At 68.5% G+C, this 19,743-nt stretch carries 19 protein-coding genes and 1 pseudogene; 8 read left to right on the top strand and 12 right to left on the bottom strand.

Annotated features, from left to right (window positions below; genetic code table 11):
- Window positions 1-402: 402 nt before the first annotated feature.
- The 3 genes from ACIA8F_RS12800 to ACIA8F_RS12790 form a co-directional block, all read right to left on the bottom strand.
- Window positions 403-768, bottom strand: coding sequence for an RNA polymerase sigma factor (locus ACIA8F_RS12800; protein WP_399378333.1), 366 nt, complete (start codon window positions 766-768; stop codon window positions 403-405).
- A gap of 153 nt (window positions 769-921) precedes the next feature.
- Complete coding sequence (locus ACIA8F_RS12795; protein WP_399378332.1) at window positions 922-1,224, bottom strand: hypothetical protein; 303 nt, start codon at window positions 1,222-1,224, stop codon at window positions 922-924.
- A 172-nt stretch (window positions 1,225-1,396) separates the two neighbouring features.
- Window positions 1,397-1,669: a hypothetical protein gene (locus ACIA8F_RS12790; RefSeq protein WP_399378331.1), complete on the bottom strand. Its 273-nt coding sequence runs from the start codon at window positions 1,667-1,669 to the stop codon at window positions 1,397-1,399.
- 491 nt (window positions 1,670-2,160) lie between these two features.
- On the opposite strand from ACIA8F_RS12790, the gene ACIA8F_RS12785 reads away from it, so the two are divergent.
- A complete protein-coding gene (locus ACIA8F_RS12785) occupies window positions 2,161-3,771 on the top strand; it encodes a hypothetical protein (RefSeq protein ID WP_399378330.1) in 1,611 nt (536 codons plus the stop codon).
- An 87-nt stretch (window positions 3,772-3,858) separates the two neighbouring features.
- Here the strand turns inward: ACIA8F_RS12785 and ACIA8F_RS12780 are convergent.
- Window positions 3,859-4,063: pseudogene (locus ACIA8F_RS12780) on the bottom strand (adenylosuccinate synthetase); the annotation flags it as partial.
- A 234-nt stretch (window positions 4,064-4,297) separates the two neighbouring features.
- Here ACIA8F_RS12780 and ACIA8F_RS12775 point away from each other — a divergent pair.
- Window positions 4,298-5,335, top strand: coding sequence for a hypothetical protein (locus tag ACIA8F_RS12775; protein ID WP_399378329.1), 1,038 nt, complete (start codon window positions 4,298-4,300; stop codon window positions 5,333-5,335).
- A gap of 92 nt (window positions 5,336-5,427) precedes the next feature.
- Here ACIA8F_RS12775 and ACIA8F_RS12770 read toward each other — a convergent pair whose 3' ends face one another.
- From ACIA8F_RS12770 to ACIA8F_RS12750, 5 genes are all read right to left on the bottom strand, one after another.
- Window positions 5,428-5,754 carry a hypothetical protein gene (locus ACIA8F_RS12770; RefSeq protein WP_399378328.1) on the bottom strand — a complete coding sequence of 109 codons (327 nt, stop codon included), beginning with the start codon at window positions 5,752-5,754 and terminating at the stop codon, window positions 5,428-5,430.
- Window positions 5,755-5,915: 161 nt separating this feature from the next.
- The gene (locus ACIA8F_RS12765; RefSeq protein ID WP_399378327.1) at window positions 5,916-6,179 is read right to left on the bottom strand and encodes a hypothetical protein; all 264 of its coding nucleotides are present in this window, start codon (window positions 6,177-6,179) and stop codon (window positions 5,916-5,918) included.
- Between the two features lie 45 nt (window positions 6,180-6,224).
- Window positions 6,225-7,016 (bottom strand): maleylpyruvate isomerase family mycothiol-dependent enzyme, encoded by a 792-nt coding sequence (locus ACIA8F_RS12760; protein WP_399378326.1) that lies wholly within the window; start codon window positions 7,014-7,016, stop codon window positions 6,225-6,227.
- A gap of 12 nt (window positions 7,017-7,028) precedes the next feature.
- Entirely contained in the window at window positions 7,029-7,358 is a 330-nt protein-coding gene (locus ACIA8F_RS12755) for a hypothetical protein (protein WP_399378325.1), read from the bottom strand.
- A 133-nt stretch (window positions 7,359-7,491) separates the two neighbouring features.
- Complete coding sequence (locus tag ACIA8F_RS12750) at window positions 7,492-7,890, bottom strand: STAS domain-containing protein (protein WP_399378503.1); 399 nt, start codon at window positions 7,888-7,890, stop codon at window positions 7,492-7,494.
- A 424-nt stretch (window positions 7,891-8,314) separates the two neighbouring features.
- Here ACIA8F_RS12750 and ACIA8F_RS12745 point away from each other — a divergent pair, with 424 nt between their 5' ends.
- Window positions 8,315-8,527, top strand: coding sequence for a hypothetical protein (locus ACIA8F_RS12745; protein ID WP_399378324.1), 213 nt, complete (start codon window positions 8,315-8,317; stop codon window positions 8,525-8,527).
- A gap of 397 nt (window positions 8,528-8,924) precedes the next feature.
- Here the strand turns inward: ACIA8F_RS12745 and ACIA8F_RS12740 are convergent, their stop codons facing one another.
- Window positions 8,925-9,092 (bottom strand): hypothetical protein, encoded by a 168-nt coding sequence (locus ACIA8F_RS12740; RefSeq protein ID WP_399378323.1) that lies wholly within the window; start codon window positions 9,090-9,092, stop codon window positions 8,925-8,927.
- A 409-nt stretch (window positions 9,093-9,501) separates the two neighbouring features.
- On the opposite strand from ACIA8F_RS12740, the gene ACIA8F_RS12735 reads away from it, so the two are divergent.
- The 5 genes from ACIA8F_RS12735 (at window position 9,502) to ACIA8F_RS12715 (ending at window position 16,621) form a co-directional block, all read left to right on the top strand.
- Window positions 9,502-12,966, top strand: coding sequence for an RHS repeat-associated core domain-containing protein (locus ACIA8F_RS12735; protein WP_399378322.1), 3,465 nt, complete (start codon window positions 9,502-9,504; stop codon window positions 12,964-12,966).
- 60 nt (window positions 12,967-13,026) lie between these two features.
- A complete protein-coding gene (locus ACIA8F_RS12730; RefSeq protein WP_399378321.1) occupies window positions 13,027-13,164 on the top strand; it encodes a hypothetical protein in 138 nt (45 codons plus the stop codon).
- Complete coding sequence (locus ACIA8F_RS12725; RefSeq protein WP_399378320.1) at window positions 13,165-13,377, top strand: hypothetical protein; 213 nt, start codon at window positions 13,165-13,167, stop codon at window positions 13,375-13,377. It abuts the gene before it with no gap.
- A 1,714-nt stretch (window positions 13,378-15,091) separates the two neighbouring features.
- Window positions 15,092-15,712: an RHS repeat-associated core domain-containing protein gene (locus ACIA8F_RS12720; RefSeq protein WP_399378319.1), complete on the top strand. Its 621-nt coding sequence runs from the start codon at window positions 15,092-15,094 to the stop codon at window positions 15,710-15,712.
- 756 nt (window positions 15,713-16,468) lie between these two features.
- On the top strand, window positions 16,469-16,621 hold the full coding sequence (locus ACIA8F_RS12715) for a hypothetical protein (RefSeq protein ID WP_399378318.1): 153 nt from the start codon (window positions 16,469-16,471) through the stop codon (window positions 16,619-16,621).
- A 557-nt stretch (window positions 16,622-17,178) separates the two neighbouring features.
- Here ACIA8F_RS12715 and ppk2 read toward each other — a convergent pair.
- Entirely contained in the window at window positions 17,179-18,138 is a 960-nt protein-coding gene (gene ppk2 / locus ACIA8F_RS12710) for a polyphosphate kinase 2 (RefSeq protein WP_399378317.1), read from the bottom strand.
- 145 nt (window positions 18,139-18,283) lie between these two features.
- Window positions 18,284-19,312: a magnesium and cobalt transport protein CorA gene (locus tag ACIA8F_RS12705; RefSeq protein WP_399378316.1), complete on the bottom strand. Its 1,029-nt coding sequence runs from the start codon at window positions 19,310-19,312 to the stop codon at window positions 18,284-18,286.
- Between the last annotated feature and the right edge of the window lie 431 nt (window positions 19,313-19,743).

Raw genomic sequence — 19,743 nt, 5'->3', positions numbered from 1 at the left:
CGCAGTCCAGCCTCAGCTCGCCGGGCACGAGCTCGCCGGGCACGCCGAGCTCGTCGGGTACGAGCACGAGCTCCCCGGGCACGAGCACGAGCTCGTGAGCACGAGGACGCGCTCGCTGAGCACGTGCTCGTGCTCGTGCTCGTGCTCGTGCTCAGCGAGCACATCGTGGTGCCTGGTTGATGATCGGGGCTCTGGTCTGGTGCTCCACGCCGTGGGGGAGTCGTTGGCCGGGGCCGGATACCGCTGGGCTTGCGCGTCTGACCTGCGTGAGGGTGTGTTCGTCGGCCTGGAAGGTGGTCGGGGCCGGCCCGGGGCTGGGTGCTGCGGGCGCCTTGGTAGTGGTCGGTGCGGGGTGTGTCACGGCGGCCGGTCCGTGGCGGGTCCGGCCGCCGTGGTGGGTGGTCAGGCGTTGGTGGTTGTCGGGTGGCGCGGTGCGTTTTTGGCGTGGCGGCGGTGGGAGCGGACGGCGTCGGTGGTGATGTTGAGGGCGGCGGCGATGGCGGTGTCGGTGTAGCCGTCGAGCTGGAGGCCGACGACTTGGGACTGGTGGGGTGCGAGGTGTCGGATGGCCTGCTCGAGGTAGAGGAGGTCGAGACGGTCCTCGGGGCCGGGCTCGGGGGCGGGGATGGCGGCGAGGTGGTCGTCGGAGACGGGGACGTAGCGGCTGCTGTAGGCGCCGCGGGCGTGGTTGCGGGCGACGACGTAGAGGTACGCGGCGGGGGAGGGGCGGGCTGGGGTGTACTGCTCCCCCGGTGTCGGGCGCAGCACATGTGCAGCGCCCCTTCTCGCAGCCGTGGGCCACCCCCTCCCACGAGCGCCTACCGGGCCCAGTCCACGCCCAGCTCGGCGAGCTGCCCGCCGTCGAGCCGGTCGCGCCGCAGCTTCTGGCTGACGATCCGTGAGTAGAAGGAGGTGTGCGGATCAGGCCGTCCGGGTCCCGGCTGGGGCCGTGCCGGTGCTCGGGTCCGCAGGCGTGTTGCTGGTGTCGGCCGGCAGGTGGGCGTGGCCTGCCGTGGTGAGCAGCAGGGGTTTGCGCAGGCTTGCCTCGGGTCCCCATGTGGCCCAGCCGTTCCTGACGAGGACGGTGATGGTGGCCGCGGTGATGTGTCCTGTGGGCGAGTGGACGGTTTTGTCGGCGAAGGCGCGGGTGCTGCGGTTGCCGCCGCCCCCGGCCAGCAGCCGCATCGCTTCTTGCTGTGCTTTTGTCGGCTTCGGTGTTTCCACGGCCCACGTCCCTTTCCTCGATTCCTACGGGCGGCCCCGGCACTGATCATCGCCGCGGCCGTGCTGAAACGCCCATTGAACCCGGGTACCGGGCCCAGTGGACGCCGAGCTCGGCGAGCTGGGTGAGCTGCCCGGTATCGAGCCGGTCGCGGCGCTATTTCTGGTTGACGATCTACACCCCGGTCCGGTGCTGCCGGCTGTCGGGGAGCCGTTCGACGTGCCCGCGCCCCGGCAGACCTCCGCCTTCGCCTTCGCGTTCCCGGTACTGCGCGAGGGCTCCAACGCCGGCCCGGAAGGCGGCTGCGCCCCGCCCGGACGTGGAGGTCGCGGGCGCCTTCGCGACGGTCTTGCGGGCCCGTGCGGCCTTCTTCACACCGAGCGTGCCAAGGCGTTCGCGCTGCTTGTCGCCGAGCCCGTTCCAGTCGCGGTGTTGGTGGCGAGCCACCGTCCGATGTCCTCGCCGTGGTCGGCGACTCCGGGGGTGATGGCGGCAAGGCGTGCGCCTTCAGCGAGGAGCTGGGCGAGGTAGGCCGATCGCGGCGAGGGCTCGGTCCGACGGCGGGCGCGGACCGGCTCTTTGCCCAGTCCCCCGTGGCGCTCCACGGTCAGGTGTTCTGTCCCACCCATCGCCTGACCGGCCGGTCGAGGGCGACGCTGTGCCGCGGCGCGGCCGGCGTCCGGTGGACCTCGAAGTAGGCCTGCGCGGTGTGGGGGTTTCGGCGAAGGCGGTGTTGGCGGTGTCCTCGTCGGTCATGCGGCGTGGTCGGGCGGCCCGTACAACCTTTTGACCGGTAGGCGGGTCTGATCTGCGTATGGCGGTCACGTCATCGACGATTTTCCCTCATTGGGATGAACAGAAGTGGGGGGCCGGTGCGTAATCGCCGACTCATGGTTTCGGCTGCCTTCGTGGCAGCAGGGGTGGGACTTCTTCCGGGCATGGCACAGGCGGCTCCGGCCGCTCCCGGGGCGGCCCAGCCCGACCTGGATCCGCTCGAGGCCGGGGGGCCCAAGAGCGAGACCGTCCGCAGTTCCGCCGACCGTACGGTCGTCACGCCGCTGGCCGGCGCGGGGAACAGGGCGGTGGGGGCTCAGGGCAAGCTGAGCACCGCGGCTCCCACCCTCGCGCTGGAGGCCACCGCCACCACCGCGCACCTGATGGAGCTGTCGGTCCTGGCCAGGAGCGAGGACGCCGAGCTCGACGTCACCGTCGATTGGGGCGACGGGACGAAGACCGACGCCCAGGGCTCCGCGAGCCACGGCTATGAGCGCTGGGACTTCGAGCACGCGTACGCGCTCGGCTCGTACACCATCAAGGTCACGGTGAAGGACACCACGCACGGCGTCCAGGCCGTGAACGAGGTCGAGTTCGTCACCGCGGGTACCGAGTTCACCCCGCACGCGCCCACCCGGCTGCTGGACACCCGTGCCGGCGTCGGCGCCAAGAAGGCCAAGGTCGCGGGGCGCAGCTCGGTGGCTCTGAAGGTCGCGGGCGCCGCCCAAGTTCCCGCCGGGGTCCGGGCGGTGGTCCTCAACGTCACCGTCACCAACACCACGGGCCCGGGCCACATATCGGTCCAGTCCGACAAGGGCCTGGCCGAGACGCTCCAGACCTCGAACGTGAACTACCTCGCGGGCCAGAGCGTCCCGAACCTGGTGATCGCGAACGTCGGCAAGGACGGTTTCGTCCACCTGTTCAACGGTGGCTGGGAGTCGGTCGACCTCCTCGCGGACGTCACCGGCTACTTCACCGCGTCGGAGGCCGGCGGCTACACCGCGCTGAACCCGACCCGCGTCCTGGACACGCGTGAGCGCCTAGGTGGCCGGGTCCCCGACTACGGCACCATCGACGTCGCGATCGCCGGGACAGGGCGCGTGCCGAAGGGCGCCACCGCCGTGGCGCTCAACCTGACCGTCACCAACCCGTGGCAAAGCGGCCACCTGACCGCCTACCCCGCCGGTCAGCTGGCTCCGTCCACCTCGAGCGTGAACTTCGCCCCCGAGCAGACGGTGGCCAACTCGGTGATCGTGCCGGTCGGCGCCGACGGGAAGATCACCGTCCGCAACGGGAGCTGGATGTCCACCGACGTGGTCATCGACGTCGTCGGCTACTACGGTGCCGACAGCCAGGCCGCCTACGTGCCCGCCTCGGCCCCGTACCGGGCCCTGGACACCCGTAAGGACAAGTGGTGGAGCGACAGGAAGTCCGGACCGGTCCCTGCCCGTTCCTACCTGCCCGTCTACCTGCCGCACGATGAGGACCGGGATCCGATCGTCGGCTGGGTGCTCAACGCCACGGTGACCAACACGACCGAGGTGGGCTTCTTGTCCGTCGCCGCCGACCACAACCAGTGGTCCGACTACAAGGACGGCACCGCGACCGCGCCGGAGCGCCCCGTCTCCTCGGCCCTGAACTGGACGGCGGGCGCGACCGTGCCGAACCTCGTGCAGACGACCATCGGCCAGGGCATGCACGTGGACCTCTGGAACCAGGGGTGGAAGAGCGTCGACATGATCGTCGACGTGCAGGGCCGCTACCAGGTGGGCTGACCCCCTGCGTAAACGCGCGAGGGGCGGTGCACGCCGTATGGTGCGCACCGCCCCTCCCGCGTTTCCGTCCGTCGTGCTCGACCATTCCTAGGGGAACGAGTTGATCTCGATCGTCTCGGTGCGGCCGGGGCCGACGCCGATCGCGGAGATCCGGGGCGCCCGACATCTCCTCCAGGGCCTTGACGTACGCCTGGGCGTTCTTCGGGAGGTCCGCGAAGGTCTTGGCCTTGGTGATGTCCTCGGACCAGCCGGGGAAGTTTTCGTAGATCGGCTTCGCGTGGTGGAAGTCCGTCAGGTCGCGGCACCGGTGCCGGTGGCGGTCGGCTCGGGCCTGGTCCCGGCCGGTGGTCGAGGCGGCCGATCCGGAGCAGGTGCGGGCCGCGTTGCGGGGCCCGGTGGGGGCTGGGGTGGCGGCGAACAGGTTGACGGAGGCGTTGGGTGAGCCGTTGCGGTGTCGGCCGCGGGTGACCGCCGCGGTCGGGCACCTCGTTGCAGCAGGCCTGCTGGTCTACCTCGGCGGGGACAGGTGGCCGAGCTCGGACGCCGCCGGGACCTGCCCGCTCTCCTCGACCGGTATGTTCCCCTCGGCCCGGACCAGGCCGCGGTACGGCTCGGGGTCCGCCGGGCCGACTTCGACCATGCCGTCAAGCTCGGGTGGATCGTCCCCACCGGGTCGGTCGAGATCGACTTCAAGCGCCAGGGCGGCATCACCACGGTCCCGCTGTACTCCGCGGAGGACGTCGCCCTGCTCCCGGTCGTCCGCCCGTACGTCGACTGGCGGGCCGTCTACGCCGTTGCCGACGGCCGCCGTTCCCCGCTCGCGGCCTTCACCCCGGTTGTCCGGGGCCAAGACCGTGTGCAGCTCGGGGACATCGCGCGGATGGCCCGAGTCGGGCGGGCTGCGGCGGCAGCCCGGCGCCGCCGCTACCCCGACTTCCCCGCACCGGCCGGAGGCACGGAGCTGCGCCCGCTGTTCGACCGGCCCGCGGTCGTCGCCTGGCTGCTGGCCCAGGACAAGATCGGCGTGCCCGTGGCCATGCCCGCGGGCACGCTGACCCTGGTCTGTTCCGGGCGGGGTGCGGCCCGGTTCCGGCTCGATGGCCCGTGGCTGGAGCTGGCCGACGACACCGAAGGGCAGGACCAGCTGTCCGGCTGGACCACGGACACCGACGCCGACGAGCTCGCCGAACTCGCCGCGGGCGAGTTCGGGGCGTCGACTAGCCGGCTGACGGTTCCGGGATCGGGCCCGGTGGCGGTGCTGGGGGAGGTCCGGGTCATCGAGCGCTACCGGTCAGGCGCGGGCGGCCTGCGCATCACGCTCGCATGGCCGGCCCGCCTACGGGGCGCCGCGGGCGAGAGACCTGCGGGCGGGGTGATCCGGCAGGCGGTGCCGTACGCCGGCCCGGCGGACGCCTGCCCGTGCCGTCGGCAGGACTGCGGGGGCCTGGTTCCGGCACCCCGGTGCGAGGAATACGGGGACGCAGCCGTCCCGGTGATGGAGTGGCACCCCGGCGGCGGAAGCCGCTGCGCGCAGCTGCACACCCGGTCGCTCACCCGCCGCTGACGAGTCCCTTGGTACTGACTTGCGTGGCTGCGTAGGTGGAGGACCTCGGCGACACCGCTCTCGTGTCGCATCAGGCGACCTCAGCTTGCCGTTCAACCTCCGGTGCCCGACGGGGCAAGTTCGATCGGCGTGGCGAGGGTTACTCGGGCGGTCCATGACCAGGGCTCCGTGGGCAGATCCCAGGTCACCTCGACGTCGGTGTCGTGGACGTCGCGGGCGAGTTCCACCACCATGACTGCCGCAGCGGCTCGCGCGTCCTGCGGGTCGGTGTTGATCGGAAGGTCCAGGCGCCCGCAGAGCATGCCGCCTTCGACGGGTTGGATCATGAAGCGCCAGCCCTCCGGCGTCGCCAGCAGGACGATCCCCTTCGGAATGCCCCAGGCGGGCCGCTTTTTCTTCTCCTTCTTGCGTCTCACCATGCCGCTATCCAACATCGTCGGGATCGTGGCGATGAACGGGGGTGGCGGGGCGGGCTGCGCCTCGGCCCGGTTGGTGCATTCTTGTGGTGAGCGGGGCGGGCGTAGGGCTCGCCCACCACGAGGTCGGCACCAAACCCCGACGGAGTGGCGGGTCGGCGAGCTCAGACTGATAGCAGGAATCCACCGATCTGATACTCCAGCCCTTCGCGGAACTCCAGGTGCGGGACGGCACTCCGCATTGCCGAGTACAGCTCGGGTGGCACCTCGTAGACCAGTGTCTCAAGGAAGTCGTCGTCCCGGCCGGGGAACAGGTCCCTGATCCTCAGGATCTCAATTCGGTTGAGGCCAGCGACATGTACGGCTTGCTCGTCACTGTCCCAGCCGATGAGTTCCCATCCAAGGGTTTCGGTGTTGATGTCGTCCACGCGCCTACGGTAAGCGCGAACCGCCCATGAGGTTAAACGGCAAGCTTATGCGTTCGGGTCCCAGGCGAAGAGCCGCTCGAAGATGACGCGGTCGCCGTCGATCGTCACCGAATCGCGCGGTGTGCGTCCGTGGAACCACAGGACCAGCTCACTGGCCGTGCCCCGGGCGGAGGCATCGGCCGGGGCCTGGGCCTGGCCTTCATCGGCGGCCGGGAGGCGGGCGGCGCGGGCGGCGGCGGCCTCGACCGTGAAGCGCCAGGAGCGGCCCTCGACGGCGTGGTAGTCGACGACGGCCGGCTCGTGCGGCCAGACACCCGACCACGCGCAGCAGGTGAACAGGAACTCCTCGACGCCGTCCAACACCACCTCCGCCGGCAGCGGCTGGGCGACGCCCACGGTGAGCTGGGCGTCATAGGTGTGCATCGCGATCTCCTGAAGCTGGTGTCGGGCGACGGCACCGCTGGTCCGCGGCGACTGCGAGGCGCCCCACCACGTCCAGCACTCGGCGTCCGGGCCGACCTCCTGCAGCGTGTCCAGCAGTTCCTGCGTCGAGGTGGCCAGCCAGGCCACCAATGCCTCGCGCTCCCGGGGCGCCTGCGCCTCGGCGCGCGCCGCCACGGCCTCGGCAGGCGGGGCGTCGGCCGGACCGGCCTTGATGACGGCGGCCCAGAACGGGCGGCCCGAGCCCACGTGCTGCGCCAGGTCGAACAGCGTCCACTCGGGACAGGTCGGCACCTGCACGTCCAGGCTGGGCGCGGCGGCGATCACGGCCCGGAAGGCCGTCGCCCGCTCGTCGATCAGCCGCAGCAGGTCAGGGAGTTCAAGGTTCTTTTGCACTACGGCTGCCTATCACTGCACTCCGGCGGCCGAAAGCGAGTTTCCCAGCCGCCGTGCGAATCTGCGGTTGCTTGTCACTGGCGGGAGCGGTCTGTGGTGCCTGCTCGTGGGGTACCGCTCGTGCTGGTGACGGCCTGGTGACGGCCTGGTGACGGCCTGGTGCGGGCGGGGTGGTGACGCGTTGCTGTGGTCCTGGTCGAGGGCGGTCGCGTGCCGTGGTGCGGCCAGGGTCCCGTGGAGCTCGTAGGCGTAGGCGTCGGCGAGGTTCTCGGCGAAGGCGGCGTCGGCGGTGTCCCGGACGATGCCCAGATCTTCCAGCTCGCCTGCCTGCTCGCCGGTCATGGTTTCGGCCCGGGAAGGCGCGTCGCCGGTCGGAGAGCACCGTCCGAGCGGGTATGCGCCCTCTCTTTATGTGCCGGAATGGTGGCTCGCAGGAAGCCCGCCCCTCCCGGCGTGCGGGCACGCCGGGGCGTCGCTAGAGGTGGGGCAGCCAGTTGTTGGTGAAGTGGGAGCGGTCCCGTGCGCGCTGTGCTTTCTCCTCGAGGAGCCTGCGGAAGCCTGCGAGGGCGTAGCGTTCCCCGGTGTCGGCTCTGGGGCCGGGGATTCCGACCACGGTGGCCATGCACTGCTGGGGCTGGGGCTGCCAGCCGGTCACCAGGACGCGTAGCCGCATGTGCTCCGCGCGACGTTGCATCTCCAGGAGGTGGAGCAGGCCGTCGACGTCCATGGACGCGACGGCGTGCAGATCCACCAGGAGGTCGCGCTCGTTGATGGTCACGTAGTCCAGCGCCCGCTGGAGCACTTCTCCGGCGGCCTCGTCGAGGTCTCCGGCGGCGCTGATCAGAATTGAGCTGCCGCAGTGCTGGACGTCCACGTTGATCAAGATGCTGCTCCCGTCACCCGAAGGCACCATACCTACGGGCCCATCATCCTGGCGCGAGGCGATGGAGGGCTGGCGTGCGGCGCGCGGGAGCGCGCAGTGGTAGCGGGTCGGGGCAGGATCCGCCGGCTGGGGGCTGGCCTACGGGGTGAGGGTGAAGAGGTCTCGTGCGCCGGTGATGTCCAGGAGGCGCCTGCCTTGGGTTGCGCGATGTCTGGCGCATTCTGAGGCCGCCGGAGACCGGCCGCCTGCCCGTGTCGTGTACCTTGCCGCTCCCTTCTTCGGCAACGAAGCCCTCCTCGTACTCGAACTGTCCTTCCCGGCGGGTGCACTCGGGTGTTCGCGCCTTCCGGATGCTCGCGGCGGGGTAGAAGGTGGGGGAGGCAGGTTGGTCCGTACCACGTGGAGGGGCAGCATCATGGCGGAGAGCAGCGGGGAGACCCTGGCCGCGCAGGCGTTACGGGAGGCGGAGAAGCTGTTTCCGCTGCCGCAGGTGAAGCCGCCGAAGGACTGCGATCGCTGTCTGGAGTACGCCCGCCGCCGCGACGAATCTGAAGGTCCTAACCGGCTCACGGTGGTAACGGACATGCAGGTCCTGATGAAACGATGCGCCGCGGCCGGCCACCGATGACCGAAGGGCAGCCGCAGTTCACGGTAGGGCAGGAGGACTTCGACCACGGCCGTCAGAAGCAGGGCCGGGTGGTCCGCCTGTACTCCTCACCGCTGGTGCTACGCCTGCGGGGTACGGGCGCGGCGACCCGGCCAGGGCGGCGCCCCCCTACTCCGTCAGTCCCGTACGCGCCGTCGTTCCGCCGGACACGTTCCCGGTGGAGTGGAGTGCGCACCCCACGAACTGCGGGTCGGGGAGCGGATCCTGCATGGCGGCCGGCCGCTGTGCATCCTTCGGTCGGACTTCGGCGGCCGTGGACCTGAGCCGCGCACCGTTGTCGCTCCCGGCGGGCTGGGCCTCAAAAAGGAGCTGATCCCTCGGTCGTCGCACCTGGGTGCGGTGGACGTGCATCCTCCTGCTACGCGGCGGCTCCGTGCTGGCCATCCGTGCTTTCAGTGAGCCGGACTCGGGTCATGCGGGAGGAGTTGGGGGAGCGGTGGTTGTGGAGGGCCAGCAGGAGGCCCAGGCCCATGGCCGTGATGGTCCAGGCGGCGAGGACGGCCAGTGCGGTGAGCCAGAGGGACATGACGGCACTCCGTTCGTGATGTTGCGGGCGGCTGCTGAGGAGACCTTTTGCCCTGGCTTTGGGAGCACATGCGTGTGGATTTGTTCATATGGTCTGCACCTTCAACATTTTGTTAGGTCGAAGAGAGCCGTAGCCATCGAATGTCGGCCAGTCGAGGCACGGAAACCTTCCATCGGGCAGTCAATGGCTAAGAAATTCCGTTGATTCACCCTGTGTGACCTTGGTTCCTTAGGGTGATTGCGACGCGGAACCTTTCATTCCACTGTGGATCTGTCGTGAGGATGAGGAGTGCTCGCCAGGGGGGCGGGTGCTTCTTCATGGGGGATCAATGTCGAATGTGCGCGTCAAAAAACGCTGGTCACAGGCGGTTTGCGCGAGCGGAGTGGTCGCCGCCGTCACCGTGTGGGGGATGACCCCCGCGGTAGCGGCGCCTGGAGTGCTGTCGCAGTTGGTGGCGTTGACGGAGTCGACGCAACCGGTGCTGACGGCGAAGACCGCGGCCGGCTCGGGCCAGGTCACGGTCAAGTTCTATGCCGGCACCTACGCCGGTGGCGGTGCCAACGACATGGTCGACGGCACCGCGGTCACGGTCGCCGCGGGCGAGGTCGCCCGGCTGAAGGTGCCGGACCCGCTGCGTACCGGCACGCAGTTCGACTGGCAGGCGCAGGCCTGCACGGGTAGCGACTGCACCGCCCTGACGGCCCGCCAGTCCACCCGGGTGAGCCCGATGACGGGCGCGGGTGAGCGGCCGGGGGCGACCCGGTTGAAGTTCGCCGCGGGCGACCACGTCGGCGCGCAGGTCGACGTGGGCACCGGCAACCTGCTGGTCACCACCGGCGATCTGACCCTGCCCGGTATCAGCGGCGACACCGGTCTCGGCGTGGCCTACAACAGTGCGTCGATCGGCACGGAGGCCACCGGCTCCGCAGCAGCGGCCGGCTACGGCTGGAAGCTGGCCCCGTACGACATTTCCTTGACGGTGCACGAGGAGGGATCGGTCACTTACTACGGCCGCGGTGGCACTACCTGGCTGTTCACCAACTCCGCCTCCGGCCTGCAAGCTCCGGCCGGTGCGAAGGCCAAGCTCGTCAAGAACGGCGACGGCAGCTACACGCTCACCGCCAACGACGGCTCGGGCAAGCAGGACTTCGACACGGCTGGCAAGCTGACGAAGAGCACCGACCGCAACGGCAACGCCACCACCCTCACCTACAACGGCGCCCTGCCCTCCACCATCGTGTCCACCCGCGGTACCCAGGCCCAGAAGACGGCCGCCTACGCCACCGCCTCCGGCCACGTCACGACGCTGACGCAGACCGGCCAGGACGGCACGAAGCGCACCGTCACCTACACCGTCAACGCCGCAGGCGATCTCTCCTCGGTCAAGGACACCCTCGGCCGCACCACCTCGTTCGGGTACACGGCGCACAAGCTGACCTCGATCACCAACCCGGGCGGCGGCGTGACCCGCTTCGCCCACGGGTCGGTCGGTGTCACCTCCATCACCCAGGAGAACAAGGCCTCCGGCTCCCCGGGCGACTCCGTCACCCGCCTGTCCTACGCCGACCCGGCCAAGACGGTCGTGGCCTCACCGAACACCGACCAGGCCCAGGCGATCACCGCGGTCCCGCACACCACCTACGAGCTGACCGACGACAAGTCGGGCCGGGTCAAGAAGGCAACCGACGCCGAGGGCCGCGAGCGCTCCAAGACCTACACGGCCAACTTTGACACCGCTACCGCCACCGACGGCACCGGTGCCGGAGCCGGCACCACGACGAACACCTTCGGCGCCAACAGTGGTGAGTCCGTCACGAAGTCCGAGTCCGCGACCGGGGCCTCCTTCTCGGCTGCCTACGGCAACACGGCGGCCGGCTCGAAGTATCTGCCCTCCGAGTCGACGGACGGACAGTCGAACAAGTCGACTTACACCTACAACGGCGCCGGGAACCTCTCCGAGACGACTGACGCCAATGCATCCACCGCGAAGGTCGACTACAACGCTGACGGCACGGTGAAGACCTCCACCGACCCCGGCAACACCACCAGCACCACCTACAACTACGACACCGCCACCCACCAGGCCACCTCCGTGGACCCGGCCGGCGGTTCGCTGAAGGTCAAGTCCTACACCTACGACACCTTCGGCCGTATGGCCACCGCGAAGGACGGCCGTGGCACGACCAGGGTCTTCACCTACGACGACGGCGACCGGATCAGCAAGGTCGACTACTCCGACACCACCCCGGACGTCTCCTATACCTACGACGGGTTCGGCCGGGTCGCCACCCGCACGGACGCCTCCGGGACCACCACCTACGGCTACGACGACCTGGGCCGGCTGACCTCCCGCACCGCGACGTCAGGCGGCGGCACGCTCGCCTACCGCTACGACAAGAACGGCAACCAGACCGCCCTCACCGACGCCCGCGGCACCACGACCTACAGCTACGACGACAGCAACAAGCTGACCCAGCTGACGACCAACGCTCCCTCCACGTCGACGAAGATCGGTTTCGTATACGACGACCGGGGTCGGCGCACCGACACCTACTTCGGCACCAACGACGCGCGGACGATCTTCAAGGCCCGTGTCCACCAGGACTACGACGCCGGAGGCCGCATCAGCCGAGTGTGGGCCGATCAGGGCCCTGCCACCTCGCCGACCCGACAGTTCGACACCACCTACTGCCGCGCGATCGGCACCTCCGGAACCTGCTCCACTGCGACGGGCGACGACCGCAGCCTGCTGCAGTGGAGTAAGGACAACCTTTCGGGTAAGACGACCAGCTACGGCTACGACACGGCCAACCGGCTGACGCAGGTCGCGACCTCGGGGGGTGGCAAGACGTACACGTACACCTACGACGCCCGCGGCAACCGCAAGACCTCCTCCGACGGCGCCACCACCCAGACCCTCGCCTACGACGCCGCCAACCAGATCACCACCGCCGGCTACGCCTACGACGGCCAGGGCAACCTCACCACCACCCCCGCCCTGTCCGCGGTGACCTACGACGCGGCCGGCCGGATGGCCACCGCCAAGACCGCCAACGGGACGGGCACCTACACCTACGCCGGGACCACCGCCAATGAACTGGTCCACCAGACCACCGACAAGGGCGAGAGCGTCGACTACGTCCACGGCCGCACCGACCAGTACGGCATGCCCGTCATTGAGCAGGTGAAGCTGGCCGCCGGCACCGCCTACATCGAGCACGACCCCACCACCGGCCAGCCCCTGGCCCTGCGCACCACCAACGGCTACGAGGCCTACTACATCATCGACGGCCTCGGAAGCCCGGTGCAGTTCATCAACCAGTCCACCGTCCAGTCCGGGGTCTACGAGTACGACCCCTACGGCGCCGCCCAGACGGTCAAGTCCGGCACCGCGGCCACCGAGAACCCCTACCGGTTCGTCGGCGGCACCTACGACCGCACCACCGGCTACCTCAAGTACGGCCAGCGCTGGTACGACCCCACCACCGGCCGCTTCACCAGCCAGGACCCCCTCACCTTCCTTGCCGACCCGGCACAGGGAAACCGCTACGCGTATGCCGGCGACGACCCCATCAACAACATCGACCCCAGCGGGAAGTCGATCTGGAGCTCCGTCACCGGCGCCGTGGGGATGGCGAACGACATCAACGACGTCGGCGAAGCATGGAACGCCGGACTCGAAGGGAACTGGGGAGAAGTAGCCGGAATCACCTTCGGAATGGCTTTCGGCACAGCAGTGGAAGCCGCCTGCATCGGTGTCGGAGGTTATGTCGGAGGCCCCATGGGGGCAGCAGCGGTGGCCCTTCCCTGCATTGCGGCAGGCGAGGCCGCCGGAGACTTCGCGAAGGAACAGACAGTCGAAGCCTGGTCATAAGAAATGATGCGGCGGCCGGCCTGAACCGGCCGCCGCATCGAACCAACAGGAGGAATCATTATGGGTTCGGAATCGACCCTGCTGCTGGCCAGGGGCGAGTGGATCCCCGAAGGATGGACCGGGCCGGTCTTCTTCATCTCCCTTGCTGTTGCAGCCTTGGCCCTGGTGGCCGTCCGCTGGTACCAGAAGAAACGCTGAATGGAGAATAAGCACATGCAACGCGGCAACCCGTCAATCGCTCTCATCTGTGCCTACATCGGCGCGGTCACCGGAGGGATCGCGTCCGTTATCGGTGTTGTGGCCAGCCTTTCCCTCGGGGGGAGTCCAGCTGTGTACGGGTTGGTGGTGGCCATGATCGTGCTGACGGCGCTGGCTGTCTGGTACATCCGCCAGGCCCACAGTCGACGATGAAAGGCGGCGTGGCAGGCGCCGTCCTGCGATGACCCGATCAACAACATCAACTCGCAGTGCATTTCCGTTCTGACCAGCGTCGGCGGAGCCGGTCCTATCGCTGGCAGAATTATCATCACTGCCGAGGAGATGCCTCGGTGCTGGGCGCGGGAACCCTTTCCATCCCGGCGCCCTTTACCGTGATCGGGTTCGGCCCGGACCTGTTCGGAGTCGGCCTTACGGCTACTGGTGACTGAAACTCAAAACTTCATGAATGTGGTGCGGGACGCGTTGGGCGGTGTGCAATGCACCGTAAAGCCCGTCGATAGATGGGGTGATCGAGATGTCCCGAGATAAAAAGTTTTCACTGGTTCTCGCCCTCGTCGGTGCCGCGCTCTTTACTGTTGGTGCGCTCATCTACGCGACTGACCAGCTGTGGAATTAGATGCGACATCGTGCAGGGTGGGGGACCCGAGGCTCTTCCGCCCCTCCGGTGCGGTCCCGGCTGCGGCTTCCCGCCGAGTGCGCGGCGCGGTCAACCGCTCGCAAGTCGGCGAGGCTCCGTCCCCGGCGAGCGGCAGCCTGGCACCTCGACAAGCCGACGCCTCGATGGAACGCCGGGCGGCCGGCGCGATCCGGCCGCGCACGTGTCTGCTTCGTCTACAGGTCGGTGAACGGCGAACGGGGGGATGACCCGGACGATCGCGACGAGGTGCAGACGGGGCAGGGGCAGGGCGTATAACCAGCCGCCGGTTCAGGGGGCGTCGGCGGCGCGCTCGAATACGACCAGCAGCCACTCGTCGCCCCGCGCTTCCACGGCCAGGCCGGCGGCGCGGAGCGCTGCTGCCATGGCCAACCCGAACGCGTGCCGCAGCCCGGGTAGATCGGCGGGGGCGGGGCGGCGGCCGCGGCGAGGCTGGGCGAGGTCTTCGGGCAGCCAGCCGACCATGACACCGGGCGTGGCGGATCAGGTGGACGCCTTCGGCCCCGGTGGCGATCTCCTCGAACCCCGCATCCGACAGGACCGCCCGCACACGGGCCAGCAGCTCCTCGCCCTGATCATTCATGCCGCGACCCTAGAGTGCCTTGCCCCGGAACAAGACGGGGGCGCTGCCGGCTGGGTGCGCGTTAGCCGGGTAGCCCCGCGCACGCCGCCCGGTCCGGACAGGTCGGGCCCGTCCCGGTCCCGCTGACCGCGTGACCTGCTGAACTCCAAGGAGCCTCCTGCTGATGGCCACCCCCGCACCCCTGTCCGCTGGCGCGCCGTTCTCCGAAGCGCCCGCCGAGGCCGTCCAGTCCGCCGCACCGGACGGTCGCTGCTGAGCTTCGCCGAATCGGCGAGCAAGAAGGTCTCTTTCGCCAACGACATCATCATGATTGGCCAACTTGGCAGCCAGATATCGCAAGGGGACTGGGAAGGAGCAGCAGGGACAGCACTGTCGTTCGCGGTCGACAAGGGAACCGAGGCCGGCTGCCTGTACGTCAGCAGCGGGGCGGCTGCTCCCGTCTGTTCCTTCATAGGAAATGCAGCGGGCCAAGCCGCCGGGGAAATCCACACAACGCTACTTCATGAGGTGAGTACATTGAGAGAACTGGCATACAAGGGTTTCCCGTCCGGAACTCCGCTTTGGATCCTTGCGATCATCATCATAGTTGGGTTTGCAATAGCTTTCGCGGTTCGCCGAAAGCGCTGACGGGCTTTACAGGCAAAGTGGGTGTGCGGCCGTGCCATGCCATGGCCGTTGAGCTGATCCTGTGGGGCAGCGCCCCGACGCTGGCTGACTTCCCGCCCGGGCCTACGCACGGTGACCCCGACCAGATGTCTGGTCGGGGCCGTATGTGCGGGGTCGCTGAGCTAACGGAGAAGTCCGGCACGGCCGCCACCGAGAATCCCTACCGGTTCGTCGGCGGCACCTACGACCGCACCACCGGCTATCTCAAGTACGGCCAGCGCTGGTACGACCCCACCACCGGCCGCTTCACCACCCAAGACCCCCTCACCTTCCTCGCCAACCCGGCCCAGGGCAACCGCTACGCCTACGCCGGCCCCAACCCCGTCAACAACATCGGCCCTACAGGAAAGCGTTTCCTCGAGGCGGTTTCCAGCGCCCTGGACGCGAAGTCCTTGGGCGAGGCAGCCGGGGCCGCCGAAAATAGCGAATGGGGTGACTTGGCCGGAGTAGCCGCCGGCGCTTTGGCGGGCGCAGTGACCGAGGCCACCTGTGGAACCGCCGCAGCAGCAATATCTCTCCCGACCGCCGGCGTCGGTGGCGTCTTGGTGGGCGCAGGCTGCCTGGAACTCGGGGAATTCGTCGGAAGTCAGGTGGAAGGAGCAGTCTCGGAAAAGATGGCGTAGAGGCAGCGAAGCGCAGCGATCCGAAGTGGCCTAATCGCATTGTGAACAAAAGGCTAAGATGAGAGGGATTACATGCTGGTTGCACTTGCCAAAAGTGGACCGTATGGCTATCTTCCCGCTGCGGGGTGGGTTCTCGGTTTCATAGCCCCAGCGCAGGAAGGTTTCCAGGAGGCGGGCGCCGAGGTAGCCGCCGATCAGCCCGCCAGCGCCGCAGGCCAGGCCGAGCCCCGGCGTCGTCCCGGACGGGCCGGTTCCGTTGACGGACCGCGTGACGGCGGGCCCGGGTGGAGCGATGACCGATGAGGTCGGCGTCATCACCGGCGACGTCACCGTGACTACCGAGGCCGGTCCGGAGGGCCAGGCCTTGGTACGGATCCAGTACACGGGCGCCAAGGAGTGGTACACCCTCACCGGTAGCCCCACCCCATTGCCACCCGGCGGCCGCGTCGGCTGGTCCGGGTGGCTCTGCCTGTGTATCGGCCGTGCGGTGAGCGGAGGCGAACGCATCGGTTCAGCCGGAAAGGCTGCTTCCCGGTCGGAGGCATCGGCTCGTGAAACGGGACCGTTGGGCTGCGGTCGGCATGATCGGTCTTGGGCTCGGGGTGCTCGGCATGGCCCTCACCCTGCTCGATCGTTTCCTCATCTGAGATGCCGACGGGAGCGAGGCCGGATCACCGGGGCGGAGTTCCTTGGCGGCGCTGTCGAGAATTCGGCCACCGGACGCGTGGTCGTAACCCGCAGAGAGAGGAGGGCACTGTGCAGCACGGAGATCTGACGGAGCTCGCCAATCGTGGACGCCTGATCCCCGAGGGCACCGCAGGGCTGGTCATCTTCCTGGTTGCCATCGCGGTGGTGTTGATGATCGTTTACGGCCGGAGGTCGCGAAAGCGGGTAAGTGAGATCGGCTGACCGGTTGACCGGAGGTGCCGGTCTGCGCGGCGATCGAAGTGATCACCGGTGTGATGCGATGCGGCGCGGTGCGAAGCATTCTGGGGGCCGACAAAAACCTGTCGGCCCCCAGAATGCTTCGCACGGCAGACTGAGGAAGTAGGCGCGACCGCTGTCCAGGAGCGGGCGGTCCACGACGCCCGCGCGCTCAGACCAGCGGTGGCTGCCAGCAGTTGCCGGGGGACGCGGGGCGGGTCCGTGGGTCCGAGCCGCGCGTGCCGCACGGCGTCGGTCGGATGCCTCGTACTGGGCCCCGCCATGAACAGCCCGACCGGTGTGCGGCGTGTTCCCATCGCAGACTTCGGCGGTGATCTCGCAGGGTTGGAGGAGAGTGCCAGGCAGGGGGCATGCCCGTTCATCTGAGTGAGCCCTCATGAGCATTGGTCTCCTCATTGGCCCTGCCTGCCCAGCCTCCTGATCAGGGCTCGGGCCTCGTCGCCGTGGACGATGAAGCCTTTTGGCGACGGAAGGACCTCATCCACCGCTCGGTCACGGATGCCGTGTGCGGGTGCTGCCGGTTAGGGGTGACGGCCCGGGCCAAGAGGTGAGCCTGCCAAAGGAGTCGGGGAGAGAGCGGCGTGTTCCTCGCCTGCTTCCAGCAGGGTGTCTGCGGCGCCGACGATCAACGGGTCGGGTTGACCGAGGGCCGAGGGGTCCTTGCGGTCGTAGTCGATGCGCGCCAAGAGGCTTCGGATCGCTTCGAGGCGGGCCCGGCGCTTGTCGTTGCTCTTGACCACGGTCCACGGCGCGTGGTCGGAGTCGGTCGCCCGGAACATGTCTACTTTCGCCTCCGTATAGGCATCCCACAGGTCGAGGGAGGCAAGGTCGGTGGGCGACAGCTTCCACTGGCGTACCGGGTCTACCCGCCGGATCGCGAAGCGGGTGCGTTGCTCGGCTCGGGAGACGGAGAACCAGAACTTGATCAGGATGATACCGTCCTGGACGAGCATCTCCTCGAACGGCGGGCACTGGCGCAGGAAGAGCGCGTACTGGTCATCGGAGCAGAACCCCATGACCTTCTCGACGCCTGCGCGGTTGTACCAGGAGCGGTCGAAGAAGACGATCTCACCGGGGGCTGGGAGGTGGGATATGTACCGCTGGAAATACCACTGCCCGGCTTCGCGCTCGGTGGGCTTGTCCAACGCGACGATGTGGGCGCCGCGGGGGTTGAGCCGCTCGGTGAACCGCTGGATCGTTCCGCCCTTTCCGGCGGCGTCGCGGCCCTCGCACACCACGACGACCCGGGACCCGGTGGCCTTGACCCAGCTCTGCAGTTTGAGCAGCTCGATCTGCAGGATCCTCTTGGATCGCTCATATTCCCCGCGCCGGAGCTTGCGATCGTAGGGGTGGTTCTCCCGCCAGGTTTTGATCGTGGTGCCATCGGCGTCGAGCAGCACGGGCTCCTCGGGTCGGCTCGCATCCACACTCAATCCTGCGAGGAGATTTTGGGCATCCTGTGGTGCTTTCTCGGCGTCCATACCGCGCGTCTACCCCACGAGTCGTAGCTCGACCTTGCACGCGGAGAGTTCCCGGCATGACCCGCCGATGGCCGCAGGCCGACGCGGATCGAGGAAGAGCCGGGCTCTCGACCTCTGGCTGGCTATCGGCCGGCCGGGGAAGGTGCTAGAGCCATTTGTTGCGGCGCAGGGCACGGTGGATGACCGTGCAGGCGCTCACCATGACGATCCAGACGGCCGGGTAGCCATAGGGGGATTTCAGTTCGGGCATGTGCTCGAAGTTCATGCCGCACACGCCGACGACCATGGTGGGGACGGCGATCAACGCTGCCCAGGCGCTGATGCGGCGCATGTCGGCGTTCTGCTGGACACCGAGCTGGGCGATGCTGGCGCTGAGCATCCCGGTGATCAGCTCGTCGAAGGACTGGATCTGCTCACTGACCCGCTGGTGGTGGTCGGCGACGTCCCGGAAGTATGCGGCCACCTCCTTCGGAATCTGGGGGATGGTGCCCTCACTGAGGCGTTGCAGGGCTGATGCCAACGGCATGACGGCACGCTTGAACTCCAGGAGTTCGCGCTTGAGCTGGTAGATGCGCCCGGCGTCGACGGGCCGGTCGGGGGAGAACACCTCACTCTCCAGGGTGTCGACGTCACCCGCGAAGGCATCGGCTACCTCGACGTAGCGGTCGACAACCATGTCCGCGACCGCGTGCAGGATGCCCGCGGGCCCGCAGCCCAGCTGCTGCGGATCGTCCTGGAGCTGTTGCCGGACACCGTCCAGAGAGGGAGCGCTGCCGTGGCGGACGGTGATCGCGTACCCGGGCCCGGCGAAGACCATGATCTCCCCGGTGTCGACGATCTCACTCGTCGAGGTGACCCTCTCGTGGTCGACGTAGACGATCGTCTTCAACACCAGGAACAGCATGTCCCCGTAGCGCTCCAGCTTCGGCCGCTGATGCGCGTGAACGGCATCCTCGGCCGCGAGCGGGTGCAGACCGAACGCCTGGGCAACCTCATGCAGCTGCTCCTCACTCGGCTCGTACAAGCCGATCCACGCGAACCGACCCGCCTCCGGTTCGATCCGCTCCATGATCCTGCCCAGGTTCACCTGCCCGGGGACCCGTTTCCCGTCCTCGTACAGCGCGCAGTCCACGACCGCCGACGGCAGGCCACCGTTGCTGTGCTGCGCTTCCATCTGCTGCCCCTTTGTCTGACATCGAACGTGTACTGAGGCGGCCTAACCACGACCGCTTGTCTCACGGCCCTCGGTTTCCGTGGCTGTGGCGTGGAGCATGGAGCCGTCGCAACGGACGCTCTGCCCGTTGATGCTGAACGCCGGAGCGTCTTTCCACAGCTTCGGTCCAGCGTGATGGCCGGCCGACGGACAGGGCCAATCTCGCCCGTCGAGGCCCAGGGCCGTCGCGCCCTCGTCCAGCTCGGACGGCCATCTCTTCGGCCGGGCCGAACCGCACCGGCCCCTGCCCGACGCCTGACCAGGAAGAACGGCCTGTGCACATGGGTCGGGGGGGGGGGGGGCCGCCGGGGGGGGGGGCCCCCCCCCCCCCCGCGCCCTGGGGTAAAAAAATGTTTGCATATAATATTTATAGCAGGGGGGGGCCGCGGGGC

The sequence above is a fragment of the Streptomyces sp. NPDC051563 genome (assembly GCF_044454225.1).
In the GTDB taxonomy this organism is placed as follows: domain Bacteria; phylum Actinomycetota; class Actinomycetes; order Streptomycetales; family Streptomycetaceae; genus Streptomyces.
This window is presented reverse-complemented; position numbering and strand designations above follow the sequence as displayed.